This is a genomic window from Sporacetigenium mesophilum DSM 16796, from assembly GCF_059569055.1.
Genome location: NZ_JCANUR010000009.1, coordinates 90,661 through 112,765, shown reverse-complemented (window position 1 = coordinate 112,765; position 22,105 = coordinate 90,661). Strand labels below are relative to the sequence as shown.

Below are 22,105 nucleotides of genomic sequence, written 5' to 3'. Positions count from 1 at the left end.
TAATGAAATTTCTAAGGTTAGTTTAATTGATGTTAAGGAAGATGAAAAAAATAATAAGAAGAATAATGATAAAAATAATACTAAAAATAAAATTATAATTGAAATTAATAATGTAAATACAGGAAATAAGAATAAAAAAGAAGAAAAAGAAGTTAAAAAAGAAGAAAAAGAAATTAAGAAAGAAGAAAAAGAAGTTAAGAAAGAAGAAAAAGAAATTAAAAAAGAAGAAAAAGAAGTTAAGAAAGAAGAAAAAGAAATTAAAAAAGAAGAAAAAGAAGTTAAGAAAGAAGATAAAAAAGAAAATAATAAAAATAATGACAAAAAAACTAATTAGATATAGAATTAAGGAGATACACAGTAAAATGTGTGTTTCTTTATTTTTGATAACTTAATATAATTAAAAACAATTGGGATTTTATACGAAGGGGGGATTATATGAAAATAAATATTGATAAGTATCTTATGGTTATGGCAACTATATTTTGGGCAGGAGCATTTATTGCAGGTAAGTTCTCTGTAGGTGAATTTCCAGTTTTCTCCCTCACTTTCTTTAGATTTTTATTTGCTACTATATTAATATTTGCAATAATGATAAAAAAAGAGAAAGATTGGAAAATATCCAAAAAAGATTTACCTATATTTATAGCGCTTGGAATTGTTGGAATGGTAGGGTATCATGTGTTTTTCTTTTCAGCACTTAAATACACAACTGCTACGAATTCTTCGTTAATAAATGCTACTAACCCAATAATAACAACTATTTTAGCGATAATATTTTTAAAGGAAAAGATAAAAACTAAAAATGTATTATCTATACTAGTATCATTTTTTGGAGTGATACTTATAATAACTAATGGGGACTTCAGTGTATTATTAAATTTTAAATTGAATTTTGGTGATTTGCTTATGATAATAGCTGCTATATGTTGGGCTTCTTATGCTGTTATCTCAAAAAAGGCATCATATAATTATAGTCCAATAAAAATAACTAGTTATGCATTTTTAGTTTGCGTCATAGTTTTAATACCATTTGTTATAATGGAAAAACCTTGGGTATATATACCTAATACAACGGCAATAGGATGGGTATCTGTAATTTATATGTCTGTATTTGCATCTGTAGGAGGATATCTGATTCAACAAATATCAATTAAAAAAATTGGTCCAAGTAAAACATCTTTATATGTAAACTTAGTACCGGTATTTTCTATGATATTAGCATTCTTTATACTAAAAGAAAGCATAAGTTTCATAAAAATATTTGCTGGATTATTTATAGCGGCAGGTGTATTTTTAAATACTAGAAATGATAAAAAAATTAATAATGAAGAAATAAAAGTAAATGAACAATAAAAATAATTAGTCTTGGAGGTAAATATTTTGAAAGAAATGATTAAAGAATTTAGAGATTTTGCTGTCAAAGGTAATGTTATTGATTTAGCAGTAGGGGTTATAATAGGTGGTGCTTTTGGTAAAATAGTAACAAGTCTTGTAAATGATATTATAATGCCTTTGGTAGGTTTAATAATAGGAAAAGTTAATTTTGCAGATTTAAAAGTAGTTATAACGCCAGCAGTAGGAACAACTAATGAATTAGCTATTTACTATGGTAAATTTTTACAAACTACGTTTGATTTTTTAATTATCGCATTTTGTATATTTTTATTTATTAAAGTAATAAGTAAATTAAAAAGTAAAAAAGAAGAAGAAGAAAAAGTTGTAACAGTAGAAGAAGCACCAAAAATTGAAGTTCTACTTGAAGAAATCAGAGATTTATTAAAAGAAAATAAATAAAGTTAAAAATAAGCCTTTTTGCCAATGGTAAAAAGGCTTATTTTTATTTAATTTAATAATTTAAAGTAATATATGAGTTATTTTACTAATTTCTTTAATTTTTAAATTAAAACTATACTATTAATTTAAGTAATAAAATTAAGGTAATTGCATGAATTTTACTTATTATATAAAAAATTCGTAAATTTGTATTGAAATGAATAATTATTTTTTGTATACTGTAAAAGTCGACAGATAAATAAGGAAAAATGATGAATTTAGTTTAAAAAATGAATTTTTTATAATGCAGGTTGCATTTATCTATTTAATTGAAAAATAAGAAAAAGGAGGATATGGAATGGGAAATTTACTAAATAGTGTTGTTGGAACACTAAATAATGTTTTATGGTCTTATATTTTAATAGTAATGTTAATTGGTGTAGGTATTTATTTTACATTTAGAACTAGATTTGTTCAGTTTAGAATGATTAAAGAGATGATAATGCTTCTTACAGAAGGCGCAGTCAATAAAGATGGTAAAAAAGGGGTATCTTCATTTCAAGCATTTTGTATGTCAACTGCTTCAAGGGTAGGTACAGGTAACTTAGCTGGAGTTGCTCTTGCAATAGCAGTAGGAGGACCAGGTGCTGTATTTTGGATGTGGTTAATAGCAATTATAGGATCAGCATCAGCATTTGTAGAAAGTACATTAGCACAAATATATAAAATAAAAGATGGGGATAACTTTAGAGGTGGCCCTGCATATTATATGGAAAAAGCTTTAAATAAAAAATGGATGGGTATAACATTTTCAATACTTATAACTTTATGTTTTGGACTAGTATTTAACTCTGTTCAATCTAATACTATAGCTCTTGCTTTTAATCAAGCTTTTGGTTTAAGTAAAATTACTATGGGGATAATAATAACTGTTTTAACGGCTGTAGTAATATTTGGGGGCTTAAAGAGAATAGCTAAAGTTGCAGAACTTATAATTCCTTTTATGGCTATAGCATATGTAGCAGTAGCAGCATTCATAGTAGTAAAAAATATAACTATTATACCACAAATATTTTCTTTAATAATTAGTAGCGCATTTGGATTTAACCAGGCTATTGGTGGTGCAATAGGTGTAGCTATGATGCAAGGTATAAAAAGAGGTTTATTCTCAAATGAAGCAGGTATGGGTTCCGCGCCAAATGCAGCAGCAACAGCACATACATCACACCCTGTAAAGCAAGGATTAATACAAGCATTAGGTGTTTTTACAGATACATTATTAATATGTTCTGCTACAGCTTTTGTAATATTAATTTCTGGAGTATATACAACTCCTGGTTTAGATGGAATACAACTTACTCAAGGAGCTTTGACTTCTCAAGTTGGGTCTTGGGGTACTATATTTGTAGCTTTATGTATATTATTATTTGCATATACATCTATAATAGGAAACTACTATTATGGTGAATCTAATATAGAATTTATGAGTGAAAATAAAACTTGGTTATTAATATACAGATTATCTGTAGTTGGTATGGTTATGTTCGGTTCAGTTGCCAAAATACAAATAGTTTGGGATTTAGCAGATTTATTTATGGCTTTAATGGCATTAATTAACTTAATAGCGATAGTTCAATTAGGACCAGTTGCATTTGCCGCTCTTAAGGATTATCAAATGCAAAAGAAACAAGGAAAAAATCCTGAGTTTTATGCTGATACTATACCAAATTTAAAAGGTGTGGAATGTTGGCCTACAAAAAAAGAAGCAAACAAAATTTCATAGTAAATATTAATTTATAGCAAAAAAACCGTTGATAAAGAAATTTATCAATGGTTTTTTAAATTATGTTTATACTTCCGTATACTTAATAAATAAATTATCAAATTCTACTTTAGCATCAAGTGTTAAAGATTTTACAATATCTCTAGAAGAAGAGGAGCATATTCTTGGGTCATTTAATAGGTCATCAATTATATTTTCAAAATTTTCATATTCAATTTCAGTTATAGAAGAATTAAGGGCTAACTGAATAAAAACTTTTTTTAGAGAACTTATACTTGACTTAGAACTTACAAGTTTTATAGGTTCTAAAGTTTTATAAGCTTTTATTGAAGATAGATTGATATTGGGATTACTATTATTTATATTATCCATATATTTAGTTAATTTGTTTGTACTTTTATTTAAATAATCTATAAAAAATGAATTATCTTCGTCTACGATTAAATTATTAACTATAGATGATAAATTTTGAGGTAATGATAACATAATTGAATCTCCTTATGTAAATTTAAAGTCTTGATATCGTTTTCCCAAAGGTAATTATACCATAAAATCGATTTTAGAGTATAAGATTAAATTTATTACATATGTGATTACTGACTCTCAACCTTACAGAGGTATTGATTTATAAATAAAACTCCTATATAATAATTATGGTTTGTTTATAAATAGTAAACATATTGTTTAGTTATAATAAGCCACTACATATTTAAATTATTTATGCAAAATAGATAGACCATATTTTAGGAAAGAGGTGGTTTTTTGATAGAAAATATCATTGAGCTAAAAAATATATCTAAATCCTACGAGGATAACAAGGTTTTAGATAATATAAGTCTAGACATAAGAAGAAATGAATTTCTTACATTGCTCGGACCTAGTGGATGTGGAAAGACTACAACCCTTAAGATATTAGCTGGTTTTGAATCTACTGATGAAGGATCTATATCGTTTGAAGATAAAAAAATAAATAATTTACCTCCCTACGAAAGGCAAATAAATACAGTATTTCAAAAATATGCTTTATTTCCACATATGAATGTTTATGAAAATATAGCCTTTGGACTAAAAATAAAGAAAATTCCTAAAAGTGAAATAGATATAAAAGTAAAGGAAATGTTAAAATTAGTTGCTCTTGAAGGCTTTGAAAAGAGAAAAGTAGAGTCATTAAGTGGTGGACAACAACAAAGAGTTGCTATAGCTAGAGCTTTAGTTAATGAGCCTAAAGTACTATTATTAGACGAACCATTAGGGGCTTTAGACTTAAAATTAAGAAAAGAAATGCAAATTGAATTAAAAAAAATACAAAAAAAATTAGGTATAACATTTGTGTTTGTAACACATGATCAGGAAGAAGCACTTACAATGTCAGACACTATTGTTGTAATGAATAAAGGTAAAATACAACAAATGGGTACTCCAGAGGATATATATAATGAACCTAAAAATTCATTTGTAGCTAAATTTATAGGAGAAAGCAATATATTAGATGGAATAATGATTGAAGATTATAAAATTAAATTTTGTGATAAAGTATTTAATTGTGTAGATAAGGGATTTGATAAAAATGAAGAAGTAGAAATAGTAATAAGGCCTGAAGATATAAAAATGGTAGATGTAGAAAAAGCTATGTTAAAAGGTACTGTTGTGTCTACAACATTTAAAGGAGTTCACTATGAAATAGAAGTTAAAGAAAATAATAGACTATGGATTCTTCATAATACTAAAAGTGCTGAAATTGGGTCTGATTTAGGGATGGATATATATCCAGAAGATATTCATATAATGAAAAAAGAGAGGGATTAAAATGAAAAAGAATTCATATATAGCCTACCCTTATATTGTATGGAGTGCTATTTTTATATTAATCCCTATATTACTAATCTTATTTTTTAGTTTCACACAGAAGATAAATGGTGAATACATATTTTATCTAGGAAACTATGAAACGTTATTTAATCCGATCTATATAAAAGTATTTACACGCTCTATTTCATTATCTCTTACATCAACTATAATATGTCTTATAATAGGATACCCTGTAGCTTATATAATATCAAAAGCTCCTTTAGATAAAAGAAGTACATTATTACTACTGTTCATACTTCCTATGTGGATGAACTTTTTATTAAGAACATATGCATGGATGGCTATACTTGGAAAAAATGGATTATTAAATAATATATTAGATTTTATTGGTTTAGCAAAAATAAATATAATGTATACAAATTCAGCTGTAATGTTAGGTATGGTATATAACTTCCTACCTTTCATGGTATTACCAATATACACAGCTCTTTCTAAAATGGATAATGACTTAATTAATGCAGCATCAGACCTTGGTGCAAATAAGCTTCAAATATTTACAAAGATAATATTCCCAATAAGTATACCTGGAGTAGCATCAGGAATAACTATGGTATTTATGCCAGCTGTATCAACATTTGTAATATCAAGGCTTTTAGGTGGTGGTCAATATATGCTACTTGGAAACTTAATAGAACAACAATTTACTTCTATTGGAAACTGGAACTTCGGTTCAGCTATATCTATGCTTATGATGGTTATAATACTAATTTCCATGGCACTTATGTCTAGATTTGAAGATAAGTCAGATAAAGAGGGCGGTGGAGTGATATGGTAAAGAAAATAATATCAAAAATATATTTATTCTTAGTTTTTCTATTTTTATATTTACCAATATTCGCCTTAATACTGTTTTCTTTTAATGATTCAAGAAGTATGGCTAGATGGGAAGGATTCACTTTTAAGTGGTATGGAGAATTACTCCAAAATGAAAGAATAATAACAGCGCTATACTATACAATAACAATTGCAATAGTAGCATCTATAATAGCTACTATTGTTGGAACAATAAGTGCTATAGGTATATATAAAATGGGCGGATTAAAAAAGGAAATAATATTAAATATAAATTATTTACCTATATTAAACCCAGATATAGTTACAGGGGTTGCTCTTATGACCTTATTCATATTCAGTAATATGGAATTTGGTTTTATGACAATTCTTCTATCACACATAACTTTTAATATACCTTTTGTAATACTATCTGTGCTTCCTAAGTTAAGTCAACTTCCTGAAAATATAGAGGAAGCTGCAATGGATCTTGGAGCAAAACCTATGTATACACTGAGAAAAATTATAATTCCTCAGATAAAACCAGGGATAATTTCTGGGTTTTTAATAGCGTTTACTATGTCAATAGACGACTTTGTTATTAGCTTTTTTACAACTGGAAATGGAGTTACAAATCTATCTATTGAAATATATTCAATGGCTAGAAGAGGAATAAAACCTGAAATAAATGCTCTTTCGACAATAATGTTTGTTTCGGTACTGATACTACTCTTATTGTCAAATAAAAAACAATCTATAATTAGAGGTGAAAAATATGAGAAAATTTAGTAAGATAATATCTTTAGCTGCTATAGCTATTATATCAATGTCATTATTGACTGGATGTAAAGGTTCAAAATCATCTGAAGAGGTATTAAATATATACAATGTTGGAGACTATATTAACGAAGACCTTATAGATAAGTTTGAAAAGGAAACTGGAATAGAAGTTGTTTATGAGACATATGATACAAATGAAATGATGTATCAAAAGCTACAAGGAGGAAGTACAAATTATGATTTGATAGTTCCTTCAGATTACATGATAGAAAAACTTATAAAGGAAGATATGGTTCAAGAAATAGATTTTAATAATATACCAAACTACAAGAATATAGACGATAACTTTAAAAAACAATCATATGATAAAAATAATAAATACAGCGTCCCTTATATGTGGGGGACATTTGGAATACTATATAACAAAACAATGGTAAGTAATCCAGTAGAGAGTTGGGATATGTTGTGGGATGAAAAGTACAAAGGAGAAATATTAATGCTTGATTCAGTTAGAGATAGCATGGGTATAGCTCTTAAGAAGTTAGGATATTCAATGAACTCAACTAATCCAGATGAAATTCAAAAGGCGCAAGAAGAATTAATAAAACAAAAACCATTAGTTTTAGCTTATGTAAATGATGAAGGAAAAGATAGACTATTAGCAGAAGAGGCTGCTATGGGAATTGTTTACTCAGGAGATGCTGTTACACTAATGGAGCAAAATGAAAATCTTCAATATATTATACCTAAAGAAGGTACAAATAAATGGATAGACGCTATGTGTATACCAAAAACTGCACAAAATAAAAAAGAAGCAGAGATGTTCATAAACTTTATGTTAGATCCACAAAACTCTAAAGAAAACGTAGATTATATAGGATATTCAACACCTAATAAAGCAACTCTTGAGATTCTAGATGACAGTGTTAAAAATAATAAGGTAGCTTATCCTAGTGATGAAATAATTAGAAAAAGTGAAAGTTTTATAGACTTAGGCGATAAACTTAAGCTATATGATGACGCTTGGCTTAAAATAAAATCAGAATAAATATAAAAAAACGTATTGGGAAACCAATACGTTTTTTTATATTTAGGTAATTATTTTAATATAATTTCAAAAATTTGGTAATAATCTTAACGTAACTATGTATATATATATTAATTTGAAGCAAATTAAAGGAGGAATATATGTGAAAAAGAGATTATTGCAAATTTTTATAGCTATTAGTTTAATTATAACTATGTTGACTGGATGTAAATATAATTCTATAAGTGATACATCAAAATTAGACAATGAAGTTACCTTATTAAAAGAAGAAAAACAGCCTGAAGTAGTATCGTTGCCAATATATAAAATAAATGAAGATAATTATCAGCAAATAGAAGTAGAGGATTACATACAAATATATACAAATACATCTATGGAAGAAAAATTAAAGACTATAGCAGATTATTTATCTAAATCGTATTTTGAAAATCTTCCTATTGAAATTGTTAAAATTGAAGATGATATAGCTTATATAAATATAAAAGAAGATGAAAATAATAAATTTAGTTGGGCTACATATTATTTTCAGGGATCTTACGGTGGTAGACAAACAGCAACTAAACTAATAGAGACATTTTTGCAAAGAAATTACAAAGAAAATTGGATTAAAGGAGTTAAGTTTATGTATAACGACCAAGTGGATTGGGGGTTTGAACATTTAGGAGACGATTTTTCAGAAATACATTATAGATAGATAATATTTTCCATATTAGATTTATTATATAAGTGTATGGAAAAGTAAGTAAATGAATATAATTTTAAAGTGTAGAATTGAAATACAAGGAGGATTCTTATGAAAAGTTTGAAAGGTACGAAAACACTAGAAAATTTAATGAAAGGTTTTGCTGGAGAATCACAAGCTAGAAACAGATATACTATGTATTCAAAAATTGCTTCAGATGAAGGTTATGAACAAATATCTGAAGTATTTAAGTTAACAGCTGAAAATGAGAGAGCACATGCGCAAGTATTCTTTAATCATTTAAATGATGGATTACAAGGAGAAGAATTTCCTTATAATGTAGATATACAAGGTGGATACCCTGTTGGCATAGGGACTACAGTAGAGAACTTACAATATGCCGCTAAAGGAGAACATGAAGAGCATTCAGATGTATATCCATCATTTGCAAAAATAGCAGAAGAAGAAGGATTTAAAGCAATAGCAGCTTCTTTTAAAATGATAGGAGATATAGAAGCTCATCATGAACACAGATTTTCTGAATTAGCTAATAATGTACAAAATAAATCAGTATTCAAAAGAGATGAAAAAGAAGAATGGATATGTAGAATATGTGGTTATATACATACTGGAGAAAGCGCTCCTAAAATATGCCCTGTATGTAAAGCAACTGAAGCATATTTTGAAGTTTTTAATGAAAAATTTTAATATCAACATAAAAAATAGGCATTTAACAATGCCTATTTTTTACTACATAGATTTATTTAACTGAGATAAAAACTCTATTAAACCTTTGCTTAATTGATCTGGACAAGATGTAGACTTATCTTTACATGTTATACCACTACATTTATTTATTACAGTTTCAACCTTCTGACCCTCAACTAACATCTTCATTCCTAATAAGTTTCCAGGGCATCCACCTATGAATTCAACTTCTTCTATTATATTTTCTTCGTTGATCTCAAATATTATTTCCTTACAACAAGTATCTGTTGTTTTATATGTCATTTTCATTATTATATACTTCCTTCCTAATAAAATTATGATAATTGTAATGGCTACAATTACAGAGTAAATTATAAGTATTATATAATAAAATGTCAACATAAAAGAAGCTGAGGATTACTCAGCTTCTAATTTTTAGCAAAAGACCTACTTTTCAAGGTTGTTGGCCACATGAGTTTAGCGAATTTTATTGCATTGAGTTCATTGAATTTGTTGAGTTCATTGAGTTCATTTGGTTCATAGCAGAATTAGCAGCTTGTTTAGTCATTTGACTTGTTGCAGCTAACATAGCAGCACTAGAAAGTAATTTTGCAGGATGTTTAACTGCATATTTAGCTAAAGGTTTAGCCATTTGTCTAGTTGTTGAGTTCATCATAGTTGCAGCTGTTATAGCTACAGTAGCAGTTAATGCAGGATGTTGTTTAGCATAATTCATAGCACTTTGAACAGCTGAACTCACCTGTGAAAATGCGCTATTTACTACATTTTCAGCATCATCTACATATTCATCCATAGGCTTATTCATCATATGCTCTGCTTTGTCTACAGTTTTATGAACAGCATTTTTAGTAGAATTAATAATATTAGTTGTTGCATCATCTACTTTGTGTACTACTTCTTCAGCCATATGTTGACCTTTATTAACAACATTTTCTGCTTTATGTGCATAATTATTAAGTTGTCCATTATTATTGTTTTTATTTTCCATTGTGATACCTCCTAATATTGTTGTTTTAGATATCAATGTCTTTATTTTTATTTAAATTTTTGCCTTATTTCTATGTTGTGTAATTATAAAAATAATATAGTATGTAAAAAATTATAATCAATCCAATTTGTGGATATACATTGGAATTGTATTATTTTTCAAGAAATTATATAATTTAATATATTAGGATAAATATTTAAAAAATTAAAATATGTATATTTTATAAAAACATAAAAAGGAGACACTTATGAAAAAATTAAATGTAGCAATATTAGGATTCGGTATGTCAGGTCGAGTTTTTCATGGGCCTATGTTAAGTAGTTTACCTTATTTTAATATTTCAAAAATATTAACTTCAAACTTGAAAACAAAAGAATTAATTTCAAGGTTTTATCCCAAAACAAATGTAGTAGATAATATAGAAGATATATTAAAAGACAATGATATAGATTTGGTTTTTGTATGTACACCAAATCTATATCACTATGAATTGGCAAAACAAGTGTTGATGGCAGATAAAAATGTAGTTGTAGAAAAGCCATTTACTGTATCATCACAGCAAGCTGATGAGTTAATACAAATATCTAAAGAAAAAAATAAAGTTCTTAGTGTATATCAAAATAGAAGATGGGATAGTGACTTTTTAACAGTAAAAAAAATAATAGATAATAAGTTATTAGGAGATATAGTTGAATATGAAGCACATTTTGATAGATATAGAAATTTTATAAAAGATAACTGGAGAGAAGAAAATACAGAGGGAGCTGGAATATTATATGATCTAGGTAGTCATCTTATAGACCAAGCCTTAGTAGCATTTGGGCTTCCTAATTACGTATATGCTGATATTAGAAAACAAAGAAAAGAAGCAATAGTTGATGATAATTTTGAAATAATATTAGGATATGAAAATCTAAAAGTTACACTAAAAGTTGGTATGCTTGTAAGAGGAAATTTACCTAAATATATACTACTTGGCTGCAATGGATCTTTTGTAAAATATGGAATGGACAATCAAGAAAACCTATTAAAACAAGGATATACTCCAAACAACTTAGATACTTTTGGCAAAGAATCAGAGGATATATGGGGAGAGGTAGATTGTGATATTAATGGACTTCATTTTATTGGTAAAATAGAAAGTGAAAAAGGAAATTATAAAGCTTTTTATGAAAATATATATAAAGCTATATTAGAAGAAGAAAATTTAAAGGTAGACCCTAAACAATCTAGAGATGTTATACGTATTATAGAACTTTGTATGCAAAGTTCTATAGAAAAGAAAGTTATTTTATTGTAACCACTATGCATGTACTTCATATATTAATAGTAGGCAAGCACCTATAGCTTGACTAAGTTAATATGACAGCAAAGGGGTTATGATATGAAGAAGAAAAAAGTTAAAGCTAATTATTGCGATAATGGCGTTAAGGGAAATTACTATAATAACTGCGAATGTAATCCTGCACCTATAGTTATGGGAGTAGAACAATGTGAAGATTTAGCTGCTAAAGCTGAAGAGTTATTCTGTAAAGCTAAAGAAGCAGAAGTTCTAGCAGCAGAAGCTTTCGATAAAGCTAAAAAATATGATGATAAAGCTAAAGTACTAGCAGCACAAGCTAATGAATTAGAAAAAGAAGCTATGTGCAATGAAGTAAAAGCTGAAGAATATCTTGAGAAAGCTAGACAATTAAAATGTGCAGCTAAAGAATTAGCTGAAAAAGCTAAATGTCTATTTGAAGAAGCACAGGCTGTAAGAGCTGAAGCTGAAAAAGCATGTGAAAAAGCTAAATGTTTATTTGAAAAAGCTAAAGATTTAAATGAACAGGCTAAGGATTTATTTGACGAAGCTAAATGCCTTGACGAAAAAGCTAAGGATTGTTTTGATGAAGCGTTAGTTAAAGCTAATGAATTTAAAGAAAAAGCTAAAAAATGTGAACATATGATGATGGAATGTGGCAAAAAGGCTAAAGAATGTGGTAATAAAGTTAAAGGTATAGAAGATTACAAAATTGAATGTGATCAAGTTTTAGGAGTAGAAGATAAAAACTGTGGATGTCACAAAAATCATTGTAATCACAATGGTTATCCAGGTGTAATGGGAGCAGAATATAACAAATGTGGATGCAATAATGATTATCCAGATGTAATGGGAGCAGAATATAACAAATGTGGATGTAATAATGATTATCAAGATGTGCTAGGGGCAGAAACTGAATGTCCTGAAACAATGGTTTGCCCTTGTAATGGAAATGGATATGGATACGTACAACCTATGTATAACTTAGCACCAATGCATTATATGGGTGAAATGAATAAAAAATATCCAACATGTGGCGATCATAACGGCCATAAATATATGCCAATGACTATGCCGATGAATATGCCAATGGCTATGCCAATGAATATGGATATGGACGAAATGAATCATATGATGAACTGCTACTATATGTGGATGTATCAAAATATGATGATGCAAAATATGATGAAAAGATAGATTATTAAAGACTAGGATTTTGATAAAATTCTAGTCTTTTTTGATTTCTTATTATTATAATGCTTAAAAAAACATATATATAATATAGGATATATATGGAAGAGGGGGATAAAGTGGTATCTAGATACATAGTGCCTAATAATACAAAGTATTTTATATCTTATACAGGGGATATAGAAGCCGGACTTTCTAATCTTGGAGTTGGAAATAGATTTGTTAGGCTAAGTACAAAAGTAGGCATAATTTATACTGAAGCACCAGTTGGTATTCAAGTTTTATTACAAATACCAGAGATAGACTTTATAGATAGTGATTTACCTATGACCTTACTTTCAAAAAGGCAAGAAACAACCGTTACAGGTGTTAGTGCTGTAGGAGAAATAGGAGGGTTATTTTTTCATAACAATCCATACAATCCTTTAACTGGTAAGGGAGTACTAATTGCAATTATAGATACAGGAATAGATTATCTACATCCAGATTTTATATATGAAGATGGAACGTCTAAAATTGCTTACCTTTGGGACCAAACCATAGCTGGAAATGCGCCACAGCCATTTTTATTTGGAGCGGAATATAGTAATAATGATATAAATCAGGCTATAGCAAATAATGATTCATCGTTATCACAAGATGCAAATGGGCATGGAACCTTAGTGGCTGGAATAGCAGCTGGAAGAGGTAGGGTAAATCCTCAATATGTAGGTGTAGCACCAGGTTCAGAATTAATAATAGTAAAATTAACAGAAACAAATGGGTATTATAGTAAGGTTGATTTAATGGCTGGGATATACTATTCATACTTTAAAGCATTAGAACTTGGGAGGCCGTTAGTAGTAAATATATCTTTAGGAAGCAACTTTGGAGGAATATCAGGAAGAACTATATTTGAAAATTTACTGTTTTATGAAGATAGAGGTGTAGTTACTGTAGCTGCAGCTGGAAACGAAGGTAATACGCAAACACATTATTCAGGAACTATAATACAAGGGGAAAATAGAGATATATTATTAGAAGTAGGCGCAAATGAAAGGGATATACAGCTTCAGTTTTGGGGAAAAAGACCTGATAAAATATCTGTATCAATAATATCTCCATCAGGAGAATTAAGTGAAACATCTACAGTTAGAGACTTATTTACAATTACTGGAGTATTTGATTATGAACTTACAACATATGAAATTTTTTATTCATATCCTGAGTTTTATACTGGTGATGAGTTAGCAATAATAACTCTTAGAGATATAAAACCGGGAATATGGACTATTAGATTAAGTGGAGACTATATAGTCGATGGGCACTATGATATATATTTGCCAAATAGATCTTTATTGCAGCCAGGAACTAAATTTTCAGAGGCAGATCCTTTTGGAACTTTAAACTATCCTTCATCGTCAAAGGAAATGATTACGGTTGGAACATATAATACTGTAAACAATAGTATATGGCAATCTTCATCTAGAGGTCCAACTAGGTTAGAAAAGTTAAAGCCAGATATTGTAGCTCCAGGAGTTAATATAATATCTACCTACCCAGGTGGAGGATATAGTAATATAACTGGCAGTAGTGCAGCAGGAGCACATGCTTCTGGAGCAGTTGCATTATTTTTACAATATGTATTAGTTAATGGTGCTAATCCCATTGTATCATATGTTCAAATGATAAAATCATATATGATGCAAGGGGCTAGAAAATTTCCAGACATAACATACCCAAACGTATCATATGGTTATGGATTATTAGATATAAGGGGAATGTTTGACCAATTTAGATAAAGGCGGTGATATAATTGGCTGATTTATCACAATTTGTGAAATCCTATTTTATACTATATACAGGAGATATAAGAACGGCTTTAAGTGCTATAGGGCTTGATAATATAATAATATTAAACTCAAAAAATGCATTGCTTTACGCTCCAGAAAATTTTAATGATTCGCTGCTTGATAATGTACAAGAAATAGATTTATGGAGAAGTTACTTTCCAATGAGTCACCTAGGAACAGTTACAAATAATGTATCAGGTGGAGTAAGTGTTAGAGATGCTGTGGGTTCACAGATTCTTATACAAGAACAAACATCTTATATAAATTTCAGTGGCAGAGGAGTATTAATAGCTATAATAGATTCGGGTATAGACTATACACATCCTGATTTTATATATCCAAATGGACAATCTAAGATAATTAGGTTATGGGACCAAGAAAATCAACAGGGAAATCCTCCAGAAGGCTATTTATTTGGAACAGAGTACACAAAGGAACAATTAAATGAAGCAATAGCAAACAATGACACATCACTATCTATTGATAGTTTAGGATATGGAACATTAAGTGCAGGTATGGCAGCGGGCATAGGAAACGTATCCACAGCATATAGGGGAGTGGCTATAGGTTCGGAATTAATAGTTGTAAAACTAAAACCACTTTTAAATATTTATACAGAAGATAGAATATATTATAGTCATATAGACTTCTTTGCAGCAATAGATTATGTTATGAGAATATCACAAGAACTTAATAGACCATTAGTTATAAATTTATCTGTAGGAGGTAGATTCGGAAATTATTCAGATACAACATTTTTAAATGCCCTAAGACCACAACTAAGAAGAGGGGTTGTATTAGTAAGTGGAGCTGGAGATGATGGAAATGCAGATGTTCATTATTCAGGAAGATTTTCGGTAAACGGAGAAACTCAAGATGTAGATATAGAAGTAGCTGAAGGTCAGAGAAATCTAGATATATATCTTAGTGTAGATATACCAGATAAAGTATCAATAGCTATTATAAGTCCCTCTGGACAGATGACACGGAAATTTGATTTCAAAACAGTTTTTCATTCAGGTATATTTAATATAGAGGATGTACGATATTCTGTAACATACTTTTATCCAGAAATATTAACTGGAGATGAAATAGCAACTATAAGGCTTATAGATGTTAAACCAGGTATATGGACAATAAGACTGTATGCTGATTATGTAGTAAATGGAATACATGATTTGTATTTACCACCTAGAAATATGTTACCTCCTGGTACTAGATTTGTAAAATCAGATCCATTTGGAACTATAGATTTATTTGGAGTAGATCAAAATATTATTACAGTTGGGGCCTATGATGTTATAGCAAATGGAGTAGCTAGAATTTCATCTAGGGGAACATTAAACCAACAAGATACTATAAAACCCGATTTAGTGGCTCCTGGAGTAAATATAATATCTGCATTTCCAGGTGGAAGTTATAATACTATAACAGGAACAGGCGCATCAAGTTCAATTGTATCAGGTGTTGTTGCACTATTGCTTCAGTATTTTATCGTAGATAGAAATAGCTTACAATCTGCATATACAGAAATGATAAAAACTTATTTAATAGCTGGAGCTGATACCAAAGTAATATACAACTATCCTAATGTATCAGAAGGATATGGTCTTTTAAATATTGGAGACACACTAGTCCAAGTAGATTTAACTATATAATAAACTTAAATTATTAGTAACAGTATAGTATGCACTTCATATATTAATATTAGGCATAGTTGTACAAATACTTAGCCAATATTAATATATAAAGGAGTAAAAATATGAAGTGTAAAAAATGTGGATGCGATTCAGAATATAAACCTAAATATGAAACTTATACTGAGCCTGAATACGAATATAAACCTTGTAATTGGGTAAATCCTATGTGGATGAATTATCAAAGTATGCCAACACAGGTATATGGACAATATCAACAAGCTCCTGAATGTCCAAAAACATATGTAGAACCTATGTATGATATGACACCTATGTATTATACAGGAGAAATGAATAAAGAATATCCACTTATAATGCAACAATCTGTAAATATAGATATGGAACAAATGTACCAACCTATGATGCAATATTATATGTGGATGTATCAAAATATGATGATGCAATTTATGAACCAAATGATGCAACAACCAACACCGACACCAATGCCTCAACCAATGCCGATGCCTCAACCAATGCCAATACCTCAACCAATGCCGATGCCTCAACCAATGCCGATGCCTCAACCAATGCCTCAACCAATGCCAATGATGCCAATGATGCCTATGGAAATGCCTATGGAACAATTCATACCGGAAGAAATACAATTTCCAATACCACAACCTGTAGCTCAACCTAAAAAGTTAAAAGGATAAACAAAAGGGGCTGATAAAATATCAGCCCCTTTTTAGATTTAAAAAATTTTAGCAATTTTTGAGCAAGGTCCCATTTCTTCAAGGTCGTTTAAGACATGAGCATAGCGAATCTTATCTAGTTAATTCTGATTCTATATATTTATATATTTTCTCCATCATTTCATTAAATCTTTGAGCAGCAAGAAGATAATTATTAACTTCGCTAGATCTAAAGAAATTTTCGTATTCCTTATTTAGTTGTGCAAGCTTTTCTTCCATTTGCTGCCCTGGCTGATATCTTGAGTATATATTAGTTTGTTTATATAAGTAAGAATCAAGTTGCTTTTTAAGATTTCTATTTCTTTCCAAAATAGATTTAGAATTATTAAGTTCTATAAACTCCTTACTCATTTTTATTGAACTTGCAAGTGCCTTAGCTTGTTTATTTACATCCATAATAAATCCTCCTTGTATAACTTTAAAATTAGACTCTATATATTATAATCTTTAATAAGAATAAGTGTTACATAAGATAAAAACATAAAAGTTCTGGTAACAGAAATATATAGCCAAACATATTATGAATTAAAGAAGGACAACTTCTTTGCAATTTTATAAAAGGGAGGGAACTTAATGTATAATTATTATCTAGCTCAAAATGGCGATAATGAACCTAATTATATACCTGAAAGACCACAGGGAGCTCAGGGAGGGGTAGCTCTTTTCATATCTCCAGGAGCTATAGAAGATTCTATAAGAAGATGTAGAAGTAGATGGATATTTATATGGCCAACTAGAGGAAGAAGAGGTTATTGGATGAGAGTAAATTATTTGGATAGACAAACTGTTGGAGGAAGAGTAAGAGGACGTCAAATGTATGTAGACTTACAAAGCATAGAAGCAATAGCATGTCATGAAAGACAATCTCAACCACCAAGACCACCAAGACCACCTCAAAGACCAAATTTCCCATGGTGGTGGATATTCTAAGTTATAATATACAACTGCTAATCTTAAGCAACTCATCTGCTATCACGCCGTTTAAGACACAAGCGTAGAGAATTTCTAAAAATATATTTGAAAAATAAGTATTAATAGTAGCAAAAAAAATTATACTGAATAGATTATATTAAGACAACTTAGTAGAAAGGCACTGTAGAAAAACTTCAAATTTATTTATATTATCACAAATAATAATGACAACGTGTACTAAAATATAAATAAAAAAAGGTATAAGATTCACAATATCTTATACCTTTCTTATGTGTAGTTACGCCGTCTCATATTTGTTAGTGTACCACCCTTCGCGTAAATCATCTACGCCAAATGATTCAGATATATCCTTATAAAGTACATATCTAATAGTTCCGTCTTCTTTAGCTCTTGTAGTTCCTATCTTAAATCCTGCGCTTAGTATATTATTAAGGCTGTATACATTTTCAACAGCTACAGTAGTTAGTATATACTTCTTACCTCTAATTTGAGACTGCTGGATTCTTGTGTTTAACAATATAGACTGAAGAGAATTTCCTCTATATGATGGATGAACCATAACAAAGCCAGATATATAAGTGTTTACAAAATCTTCAGAAGGTACTCCTATTTCATTCATTAACTCTATGTCTGTTATAGAAGGAGTTTCGCAAAGTGCACTTGCTATTATTTCACCTTCAACATAACAACCTACTATAAAACCACCTCTGTTTAATATTTCTTGCAAATAGTCATGATCTCTAAACTTTAGCCAACTCTTTCCATCTAGGCCATCATTAACTATATTATATAATTTAATAATATCATCAAAATTTTCCTCATTTATATAACGTATATCAGCATATACATTATTAGTAGGAACTCCATTGACTTTTGATAGAAGTACTTTAGTTATCATCGCAACACCTCTTTTCTAGAAATTTATTTAATTATATCACAAATTCATTGATTTTCAATGAAATTTTTTAAAACACAGTCACTTTTTTAGAATTGCTATTAAATTCCTTTGAATAGCTTAGATTTACTCTAAATAATTAGATACTGGAGGTGTCATTTATTGGTTGTATTAGTCGCAAAAAAGAAGTTGTTAAAGCTAATATCTGTTGTAGTTATATTTTCTTTTTTTGTAGTGGGGGTGGTATATGGTAGTGAATATCTAGCAATAAAAAATACATTATATGAATTAGAAAATAGTGAAGAGGCATTTTTAACAAAAGAAGATTATACTCAATATCAAAAGATGTTGGAAAGTATATTCGATTATAGAAATAAAGCTATATTAGAACAAAACGAAGAAATACTTAAAGGATTATATGACACAGGACACAAATATGGAATTTGGGCATATGAACATGAAGTAAAGAAAATGAAGTATTTAAACAATTGGTCTTATAAGCAAGGGGTAAAATTCAAAGACATAAAAACTAGAGTAAAAGTTAGGGCAGTAAAAGAAAAAGAAGAAAATTTGTATAGTGTTATAGCTACAGTATCAACAGAATATACATATTCATATGAAAATGAACCAAGTGTGACCAATGTTAGTAGAATAGGTACACATCATTACTTAAACCTTAGAACAGAGGATGGAGTGTATATTATAACTAAGGAGTGGTACACAGACCCATTTGCAGATTCACTTAACTTAGATAATATCAAATCTGATGAAATAAAAAATCATATAATTAGCCAACAACCTGTACAATTAGAAGTAAAAGAAACAGTAAAAAAGGCCGTTGATTATGCTCATATGTATAGTGGTGCTGCAGGTGATGAGGAATATGGATTGAAATATAACAATGCTAAGTACAGAGATCATAATCCAGATGGTGGAGACTGTGCAAACTTTGCTTCTCAAATAATGTTTGAAAGTGGAGCTTTTAAGAAAAATGGAACATGGAACTATGCAAATGGTTCAGGAACAAAAGCGTGGCTAAATGCCCAAGGATTTAAAAATTATATATTAAATAGTGGAAGAGGATCATTAATAGCTAAGGGAAGCTATGAAGATGTTTATAAAGTAGCTTATAAGTTAAGACCTGGAGATGTTGTTGCTTATGAAAAAAATGGAAGAATAACACATGTTTCAACGGTTACTGGACTTGACTCTAAGGGATACCCATTAGTTACTTGTCATAATACTGATAGAAAGCTAGTGCCTTGGGATTTGGGATGGAGTAATAAAAAAATAAAGTTCCATTTATTACGTGTACACTATTAAAACTAGGCCTAAAAAGAAATTGACAATAATGCAAAAAAAATGGTAAAATACTACTAATGTTACAAGTATTTGTTAACAAATAAGTTTTAGTTTTTAGGAGGAGTTTGTAAATGAAAACTGGAGTAATAAAATGGTTTAACAACGAAAAAGGATTTGGATTTATATCAGTTGAAGGAGAAAATGATGTATTTGTACATTTCTCAGCTATATCAGGTGAAGGATACAAGTCTTTAGAAGAAGGTCAAAGAGTTGAATTCGAAGTAGTTGAAGGATCTAAAGGACCACAAGCTGCTAACGTAGTTAAGTTATAATAGCAGATTTATATATAGATTTATTGATTTATATAGCAACACTGATAGTATAATAAACTAAGTTAGAAGTAAAAGCCGCTGATGTTCAGCGGCTTTTTTTAATATTATATACAAAATAATTGGTAGATTAATAATCGATTTGATTGTATAATAAATTTGTTGAAGTAAAAATTTAGTGTTTTCTTCACAATAAATTCATATTACAATGGTATAGTAATAATGTATTTGGAAACAAGGAGGTGCGCATTTTGAATATACTATTTTTCCTTACACCAAAAAAAGATGTGGCATATTTAGATGAAAAAGATACTATGAGACAGGCATTGGAGAAAATGGAATACCATAGATATACTTCTATTCCTATAATAGATAATGAAGGTAAGTATTTAGGTACAATAACAGAAGGTGACTTGCTATGGTCTCTAAAAAATTCCCTCGGCCTAGATCTAAAGAGTACAGAAAATATACTAATAAGAGAAGTTCCAAGAAGGATGGATAATAAACCAGTATCCATAAATGCAAATATAGATGATTTAATATATACTGCAATGAATCAAAATTTCGTACCTGTGATAGATGATCAAAATGTGTTTATAGGTATAATAAAAAGAAGCGATATAATACAATATTGCTATAAAAGGATGTATGAAAAAAATCTTGAAATAGCGTATACTTAAAAAGGTCTTCATTAAGAAGACCTTTTTGTTATTTAACCTAATTATCCGTTAAACTTAACTGGATACTTTGCTTGTAATTCATTAACTTTAGTAGTATAAATTTGATTTTGTTTTTGGTAAGTTAATCCCTTAGCTATTTCAGATCTAACTTCATCTAAAGATGCTTGACCACCTTGGTTTCTATCTTCAACTTTTATTAAGTGATATCCAAATTCAGTTTTAACAGGACCTTTTACTTCACCTGGATTCATGTTAAATACTGCTTCTTCAAATTCTGGAACCATTTGACCTCTGCTAAAGCTTCCTAAATCTCCACCAACTTCTTTAGATGGACACTGAGAACATTGAGCAGCTGCTTCTTCAAATTTCATTTCACCAGAAGTTATTTTGTTTAATAAATCAGTAGCTTCTGTTTCATTTTCAACTAATATATGACTAGCTTTTGCAGTTTCTGGGTTCATAAATTGTTGTTTATTAGCTTCATAATAAGCTTGAATTTCTTCATCAGTTAAAGTTATATTAGTTAATAATCTATTTATTGAATATTGTTTTAACATATTGTCTTCAACTCTTTGCATTTCTTTTCTAAAGTTTTCATCATTATGTAAATTTTGCTCTTTAGCTTCCATATAGAATAATTCTTGATTTACTAAATCATTTAGTAATCTCTTTTTTCCTTCTTCAGAACTAAATTGCATAGCTTGATATTGATCAAGACTTCTTAGTGCATCTTCTACATCATGATTAGTTATTTCTTTCTCACCAACAATAGCTAGAATTTTCTTTTCGTTTGTATTTTCCATTACTTAATTCTCCTTTTTTAAAAAATTT

General features: G+C 29.1%; 25 protein-coding genes. 19 read left to right on the top strand and 6 right to left on the bottom strand.

Features of this window, described 5'->3' with window-relative positions:
- From BS62_RS09165 to BS62_RS09150, 4 genes are all read left to right on the top strand, one after another.
- Nucleotides 1-334 (top strand): hypothetical protein (locus BS62_RS09165; protein WP_496490965.1); only part of this gene is annotated, 334 nt, incomplete at its 5' end.
- A gap of 101 nt (nt 335-435) precedes the next feature.
- Nucleotides 436-1,353: a DMT family transporter gene (locus tag BS62_RS09160; RefSeq protein ID WP_496490964.1), complete on the top strand. Its 918-nt coding sequence runs from the start codon at nt 436-438 to the stop codon at nt 1,351-1,353.
- Between the two features lie 36 nt (nt 1,354-1,389).
- Nucleotides 1,390-1,794: a large-conductance mechanosensitive channel protein MscL gene (gene mscL, locus BS62_RS09155; RefSeq protein WP_496490969.1), complete on the top strand. Its 405-nt coding sequence runs from the start codon at nt 1,390-1,392 to the stop codon at nt 1,792-1,794.
- Between the two features lie 337 nt (nt 1,795-2,131).
- Nucleotides 2,132-3,556, top strand: a complete 1,425-nt coding sequence (locus tag BS62_RS09150; protein ID WP_496490963.1) for an alanine/glycine:cation symporter family protein — start codon at nt 2,132-2,134, stop codon at nt 3,554-3,556.
- A 66-nt stretch (nt 3,557-3,622) separates the two neighbouring features.
- Here the strand turns inward: BS62_RS09150 and BS62_RS09145 are convergent, their stop codons facing one another.
- Nucleotides 3,623-4,042, bottom strand: a complete 420-nt coding sequence (locus tag BS62_RS09145; protein WP_496490962.1) for a hypothetical protein — start codon at nt 4,040-4,042, stop codon at nt 3,623-3,625.
- Between the two features lie 276 nt (nt 4,043-4,318).
- Between BS62_RS09145 and potA the strand changes: the two genes are divergently transcribed.
- The 6 genes from potA (at nt 4,319) to rbr (ending at nt 9,414) form a co-directional block, all read left to right on the top strand.
- Nucleotides 4,319-5,362: a spermidine/putrescine ABC transporter ATP-binding protein gene (potA, locus tag BS62_RS09140; protein ID WP_496490961.1), complete on the top strand. Its 1,044-nt coding sequence runs from the start codon at nt 4,319-4,321 to the stop codon at nt 5,360-5,362.
- Between the two features lies 1 nt (nt 5,363).
- Nucleotides 5,364-6,200 carry an ABC transporter permease gene (locus tag BS62_RS09135; protein WP_496490960.1) on the top strand — a complete coding sequence of 279 codons (837 nt, stop codon included), beginning with the start codon at nt 5,364-5,366 and terminating at the stop codon, nt 6,198-6,200.
- 98 nt (nt 6,201-6,298) lie between these two features.
- On the top strand, nt 6,299-6,985 hold the full coding sequence (locus BS62_RS09130; RefSeq protein ID WP_496490968.1) for an ABC transporter permease: 687 nt from the start codon (nt 6,299-6,301) through the stop codon (nt 6,983-6,985).
- On the top strand, nt 6,972-8,024 hold the full coding sequence (locus BS62_RS09125) for an ABC transporter substrate-binding protein (protein WP_496490959.1): 1,053 nt from the start codon (nt 6,972-6,974) through the stop codon (nt 8,022-8,024). The genes BS62_RS09130 and BS62_RS09125 overlap by 14 nt, the downstream gene beginning before the upstream one ends.
- 142 nt (nt 8,025-8,166) lie before the next feature.
- Nucleotides 8,167-8,718 (top strand): hypothetical protein, encoded by a 552-nt coding sequence (locus BS62_RS09120; RefSeq protein WP_496490958.1) that lies wholly within the window; start codon nt 8,167-8,169, stop codon nt 8,716-8,718.
- A 99-nt stretch (nt 8,719-8,817) separates the two neighbouring features.
- On the top strand, nt 8,818-9,414 hold the full coding sequence (gene rbr, locus BS62_RS09115; protein WP_496490957.1) for a rubrerythrin: 597 nt from the start codon (nt 8,818-8,820) through the stop codon (nt 9,412-9,414).
- Nucleotides 9,415-9,456: 42 nt separating this feature from the next.
- Here rbr and BS62_RS09110 read toward each other — a convergent pair whose 3' ends face one another.
- Entirely contained in the window at nt 9,457-9,723 is a 267-nt protein-coding gene (locus BS62_RS09110) for a TIGR03905 family TSCPD domain-containing protein (RefSeq protein WP_496490956.1), read from the bottom strand.
- A gap of 178 nt (nt 9,724-9,901) precedes the next feature.
- Nucleotides 9,902-10,423, bottom strand: coding sequence for a hypothetical protein (locus tag BS62_RS09105; RefSeq protein WP_496490955.1), 522 nt, complete (start codon nt 10,421-10,423; stop codon nt 9,902-9,904).
- A 247-nt stretch (nt 10,424-10,670) separates the two neighbouring features.
- On the opposite strand from BS62_RS09105, the gene BS62_RS09100 reads away from it, so the two are divergent.
- The 5 genes from BS62_RS09100 to BS62_RS09080 all read left to right on the top strand — a co-directional run bounded on the left by BS62_RS09100 (nt 10,671) and on the right by BS62_RS09080 (nt 17,096).
- The gene (locus BS62_RS09100) at nt 10,671-11,723 is read left to right on the top strand and encodes a Gfo/Idh/MocA family oxidoreductase (protein ID WP_496490954.1); all 1,053 of its coding nucleotides are present in this window, start codon (nt 10,671-10,673) and stop codon (nt 11,721-11,723) included.
- Nucleotides 11,724-11,807: 84 nt separating this feature from the next.
- On the top strand, nt 11,808-12,920 hold the full coding sequence (locus tag BS62_RS09095) for a hypothetical protein (RefSeq protein WP_496490953.1): 1,113 nt from the start codon (nt 11,808-11,810) through the stop codon (nt 12,918-12,920).
- Between the two features lie 113 nt (nt 12,921-13,033).
- Nucleotides 13,034-14,695 carry a S8 family serine peptidase gene (locus BS62_RS09090; protein WP_496490952.1) on the top strand — a complete coding sequence of 554 codons (1,662 nt, stop codon included), beginning with the start codon at nt 13,034-13,036 and terminating at the stop codon, nt 14,693-14,695.
- Nucleotides 14,696-14,709: 14 nt separating this feature from the next.
- On the top strand, nt 14,710-16,404 hold the full coding sequence (locus BS62_RS09085; RefSeq protein WP_496490951.1) for a S8 family serine peptidase: 1,695 nt from the start codon (nt 14,710-14,712) through the stop codon (nt 16,402-16,404).
- A 104-nt stretch (nt 16,405-16,508) separates the two neighbouring features.
- A complete protein-coding gene (locus BS62_RS09080) occupies nt 16,509-17,096 on the top strand; it encodes a hypothetical protein (protein WP_496490950.1) in 588 nt (195 codons plus the stop codon).
- A gap of 111 nt (nt 17,097-17,207) precedes the next feature.
- On the opposite strand, the gene BS62_RS09075 is transcribed toward BS62_RS09080, so the two are convergent.
- Complete coding sequence (locus BS62_RS09075; RefSeq protein ID WP_496490949.1) at nt 17,208-17,531, bottom strand: YlbF/YmcA family competence regulator; 324 nt, start codon at nt 17,529-17,531, stop codon at nt 17,208-17,210.
- Nucleotides 17,532-17,708: 177 nt separating this feature from the next.
- On the opposite strand from BS62_RS09075, the gene BS62_RS09070 reads away from it, so the two are divergent.
- Nucleotides 17,709-18,065, top strand: coding sequence for a hypothetical protein (locus BS62_RS09070; protein WP_496490948.1), 357 nt, complete (start codon nt 17,709-17,711; stop codon nt 18,063-18,065).
- 280 nt (nt 18,066-18,345) lie between these two features.
- On the opposite strand, the gene BS62_RS09065 is transcribed toward BS62_RS09070, so the two are convergent.
- Nucleotides 18,346-18,966, bottom strand: coding sequence for a GNAT family N-acetyltransferase (locus BS62_RS09065; protein WP_496490947.1), 621 nt, complete (start codon nt 18,964-18,966; stop codon nt 18,346-18,348).
- A gap of 159 nt (nt 18,967-19,125) precedes the next feature.
- On the opposite strand from BS62_RS09065, the gene BS62_RS09060 reads away from it, so the two are divergent.
- The 3 genes from BS62_RS09060 to BS62_RS09050 all read left to right on the top strand — a co-directional run bounded on the left by BS62_RS09060 (nt 19,126) and on the right by BS62_RS09050 (nt 21,274).
- Nucleotides 19,126-20,286: an amidase domain-containing protein gene (locus BS62_RS09060; protein WP_496490946.1), complete on the top strand. Its 1,161-nt coding sequence runs from the start codon at nt 19,126-19,128 to the stop codon at nt 20,284-20,286.
- Between the two features lie 110 nt (nt 20,287-20,396).
- Nucleotides 20,397-20,597, top strand: coding sequence for a cold-shock protein (locus BS62_RS09055; RefSeq protein WP_496490945.1), 201 nt, complete (start codon nt 20,397-20,399; stop codon nt 20,595-20,597).
- Nucleotides 20,598-20,845: 248 nt separating this feature from the next.
- Complete coding sequence (locus BS62_RS09050; RefSeq protein WP_496490944.1) at nt 20,846-21,274, top strand: CBS domain-containing protein; 429 nt, start codon at nt 20,846-20,848, stop codon at nt 21,272-21,274.
- A 41-nt stretch (nt 21,275-21,315) separates the two neighbouring features.
- Here BS62_RS09050 and BS62_RS09045 read toward each other — a convergent pair whose 3' ends face one another.
- Nucleotides 21,316-22,077 carry a peptidylprolyl isomerase gene (locus BS62_RS09045; protein WP_496490943.1) on the bottom strand — a complete coding sequence of 254 codons (762 nt, stop codon included), beginning with the start codon at nt 22,075-22,077 and terminating at the stop codon, nt 21,316-21,318.
- Nucleotides 22,078-22,105 lie beyond the last annotated feature (28 nt).

Coding starts and splice junctions, on each gene's coding strand:
- BS62_RS09160 (WP_496490964.1), top strand. CDS start 436: ATGAAAATAAATATTGATAAGTATCTTATGGTTATGGCAACTATATTT.
- mscL (WP_496490969.1), top strand. CDS start 1,390: ATGATTAAAGAATTTAGAGATTTTGCTGTCAAAGGTAATGTTATTGAT.
- BS62_RS09150 (WP_496490963.1), top strand. CDS start 2,132: ATGGGAAATTTACTAAATAGTGTTGTTGGAACACTAAATAATGTTTTA.
- BS62_RS09145 (WP_496490962.1), bottom strand. CDS start 4,042: ATGTTATCATTACCTCAAAATTTATCATCTATAGTTAATAATTTAATC.
- BS62_RS09135 (WP_496490960.1), top strand. CDS start 5,364: ATGAAAAAGAATTCATATATAGCCTACCCTTATATTGTATGGAGTGCT.
- BS62_RS09130 (WP_496490968.1), top strand. CDS start 6,299: ATGGCTAGATGGGAAGGATTCACTTTTAAGTGGTATGGAGAATTACTC.
- BS62_RS09125 (WP_496490959.1), top strand. CDS start 6,972: ATGAGAAAATTTAGTAAGATAATATCTTTAGCTGCTATAGCTATTATA.
- rbr (WP_496490957.1), top strand. CDS start 8,818: ATGAAAAGTTTGAAAGGTACGAAAACACTAGAAAATTTAATGAAAGGT.
- BS62_RS09110 (WP_496490956.1), bottom strand. CDS start 9,723: ATGAAAATGACATATAAAACAACAGATACTTGTTGTAAGGAAATAATA.
- BS62_RS09105 (WP_496490955.1), bottom strand. CDS start 10,423: ATGGAAAATAAAAACAATAATAATGGACAACTTAATAATTATGCACAT.
- BS62_RS09100 (WP_496490954.1), top strand. CDS start 10,671: ATGAAAAAATTAAATGTAGCAATATTAGGATTCGGTATGTCAGGTCGA.
- BS62_RS09095 (WP_496490953.1), top strand. CDS start 11,808: ATGAAGAAGAAAAAAGTTAAAGCTAATTATTGCGATAATGGCGTTAAG.
- BS62_RS09080 (WP_496490950.1), top strand. CDS start 16,509: ATGAAGTGTAAAAAATGTGGATGCGATTCAGAATATAAACCTAAATAT.
- BS62_RS09075 (WP_496490949.1), bottom strand. CDS start 17,531: ATGGATGTAAATAAACAAGCTAAGGCACTTGCAAGTTCAATAAAAATG.
- BS62_RS09070 (WP_496490948.1), top strand. CDS start 17,709: ATGTATAATTATTATCTAGCTCAAAATGGCGATAATGAACCTAATTAT.
- BS62_RS09065 (WP_496490947.1), bottom strand. CDS start 18,966: ATGATAACTAAAGTACTTCTATCAAAAGTCAATGGAGTTCCTACTAAT.
- BS62_RS09055 (WP_496490945.1), top strand. CDS start 20,397: ATGAAAACTGGAGTAATAAAATGGTTTAACAACGAAAAAGGATTTGGA.
- BS62_RS09045 (WP_496490943.1), bottom strand. CDS start 22,077: ATGGAAAATACAAACGAAAAGAAAATTCTAGCTATTGTTGGTGAGAAA.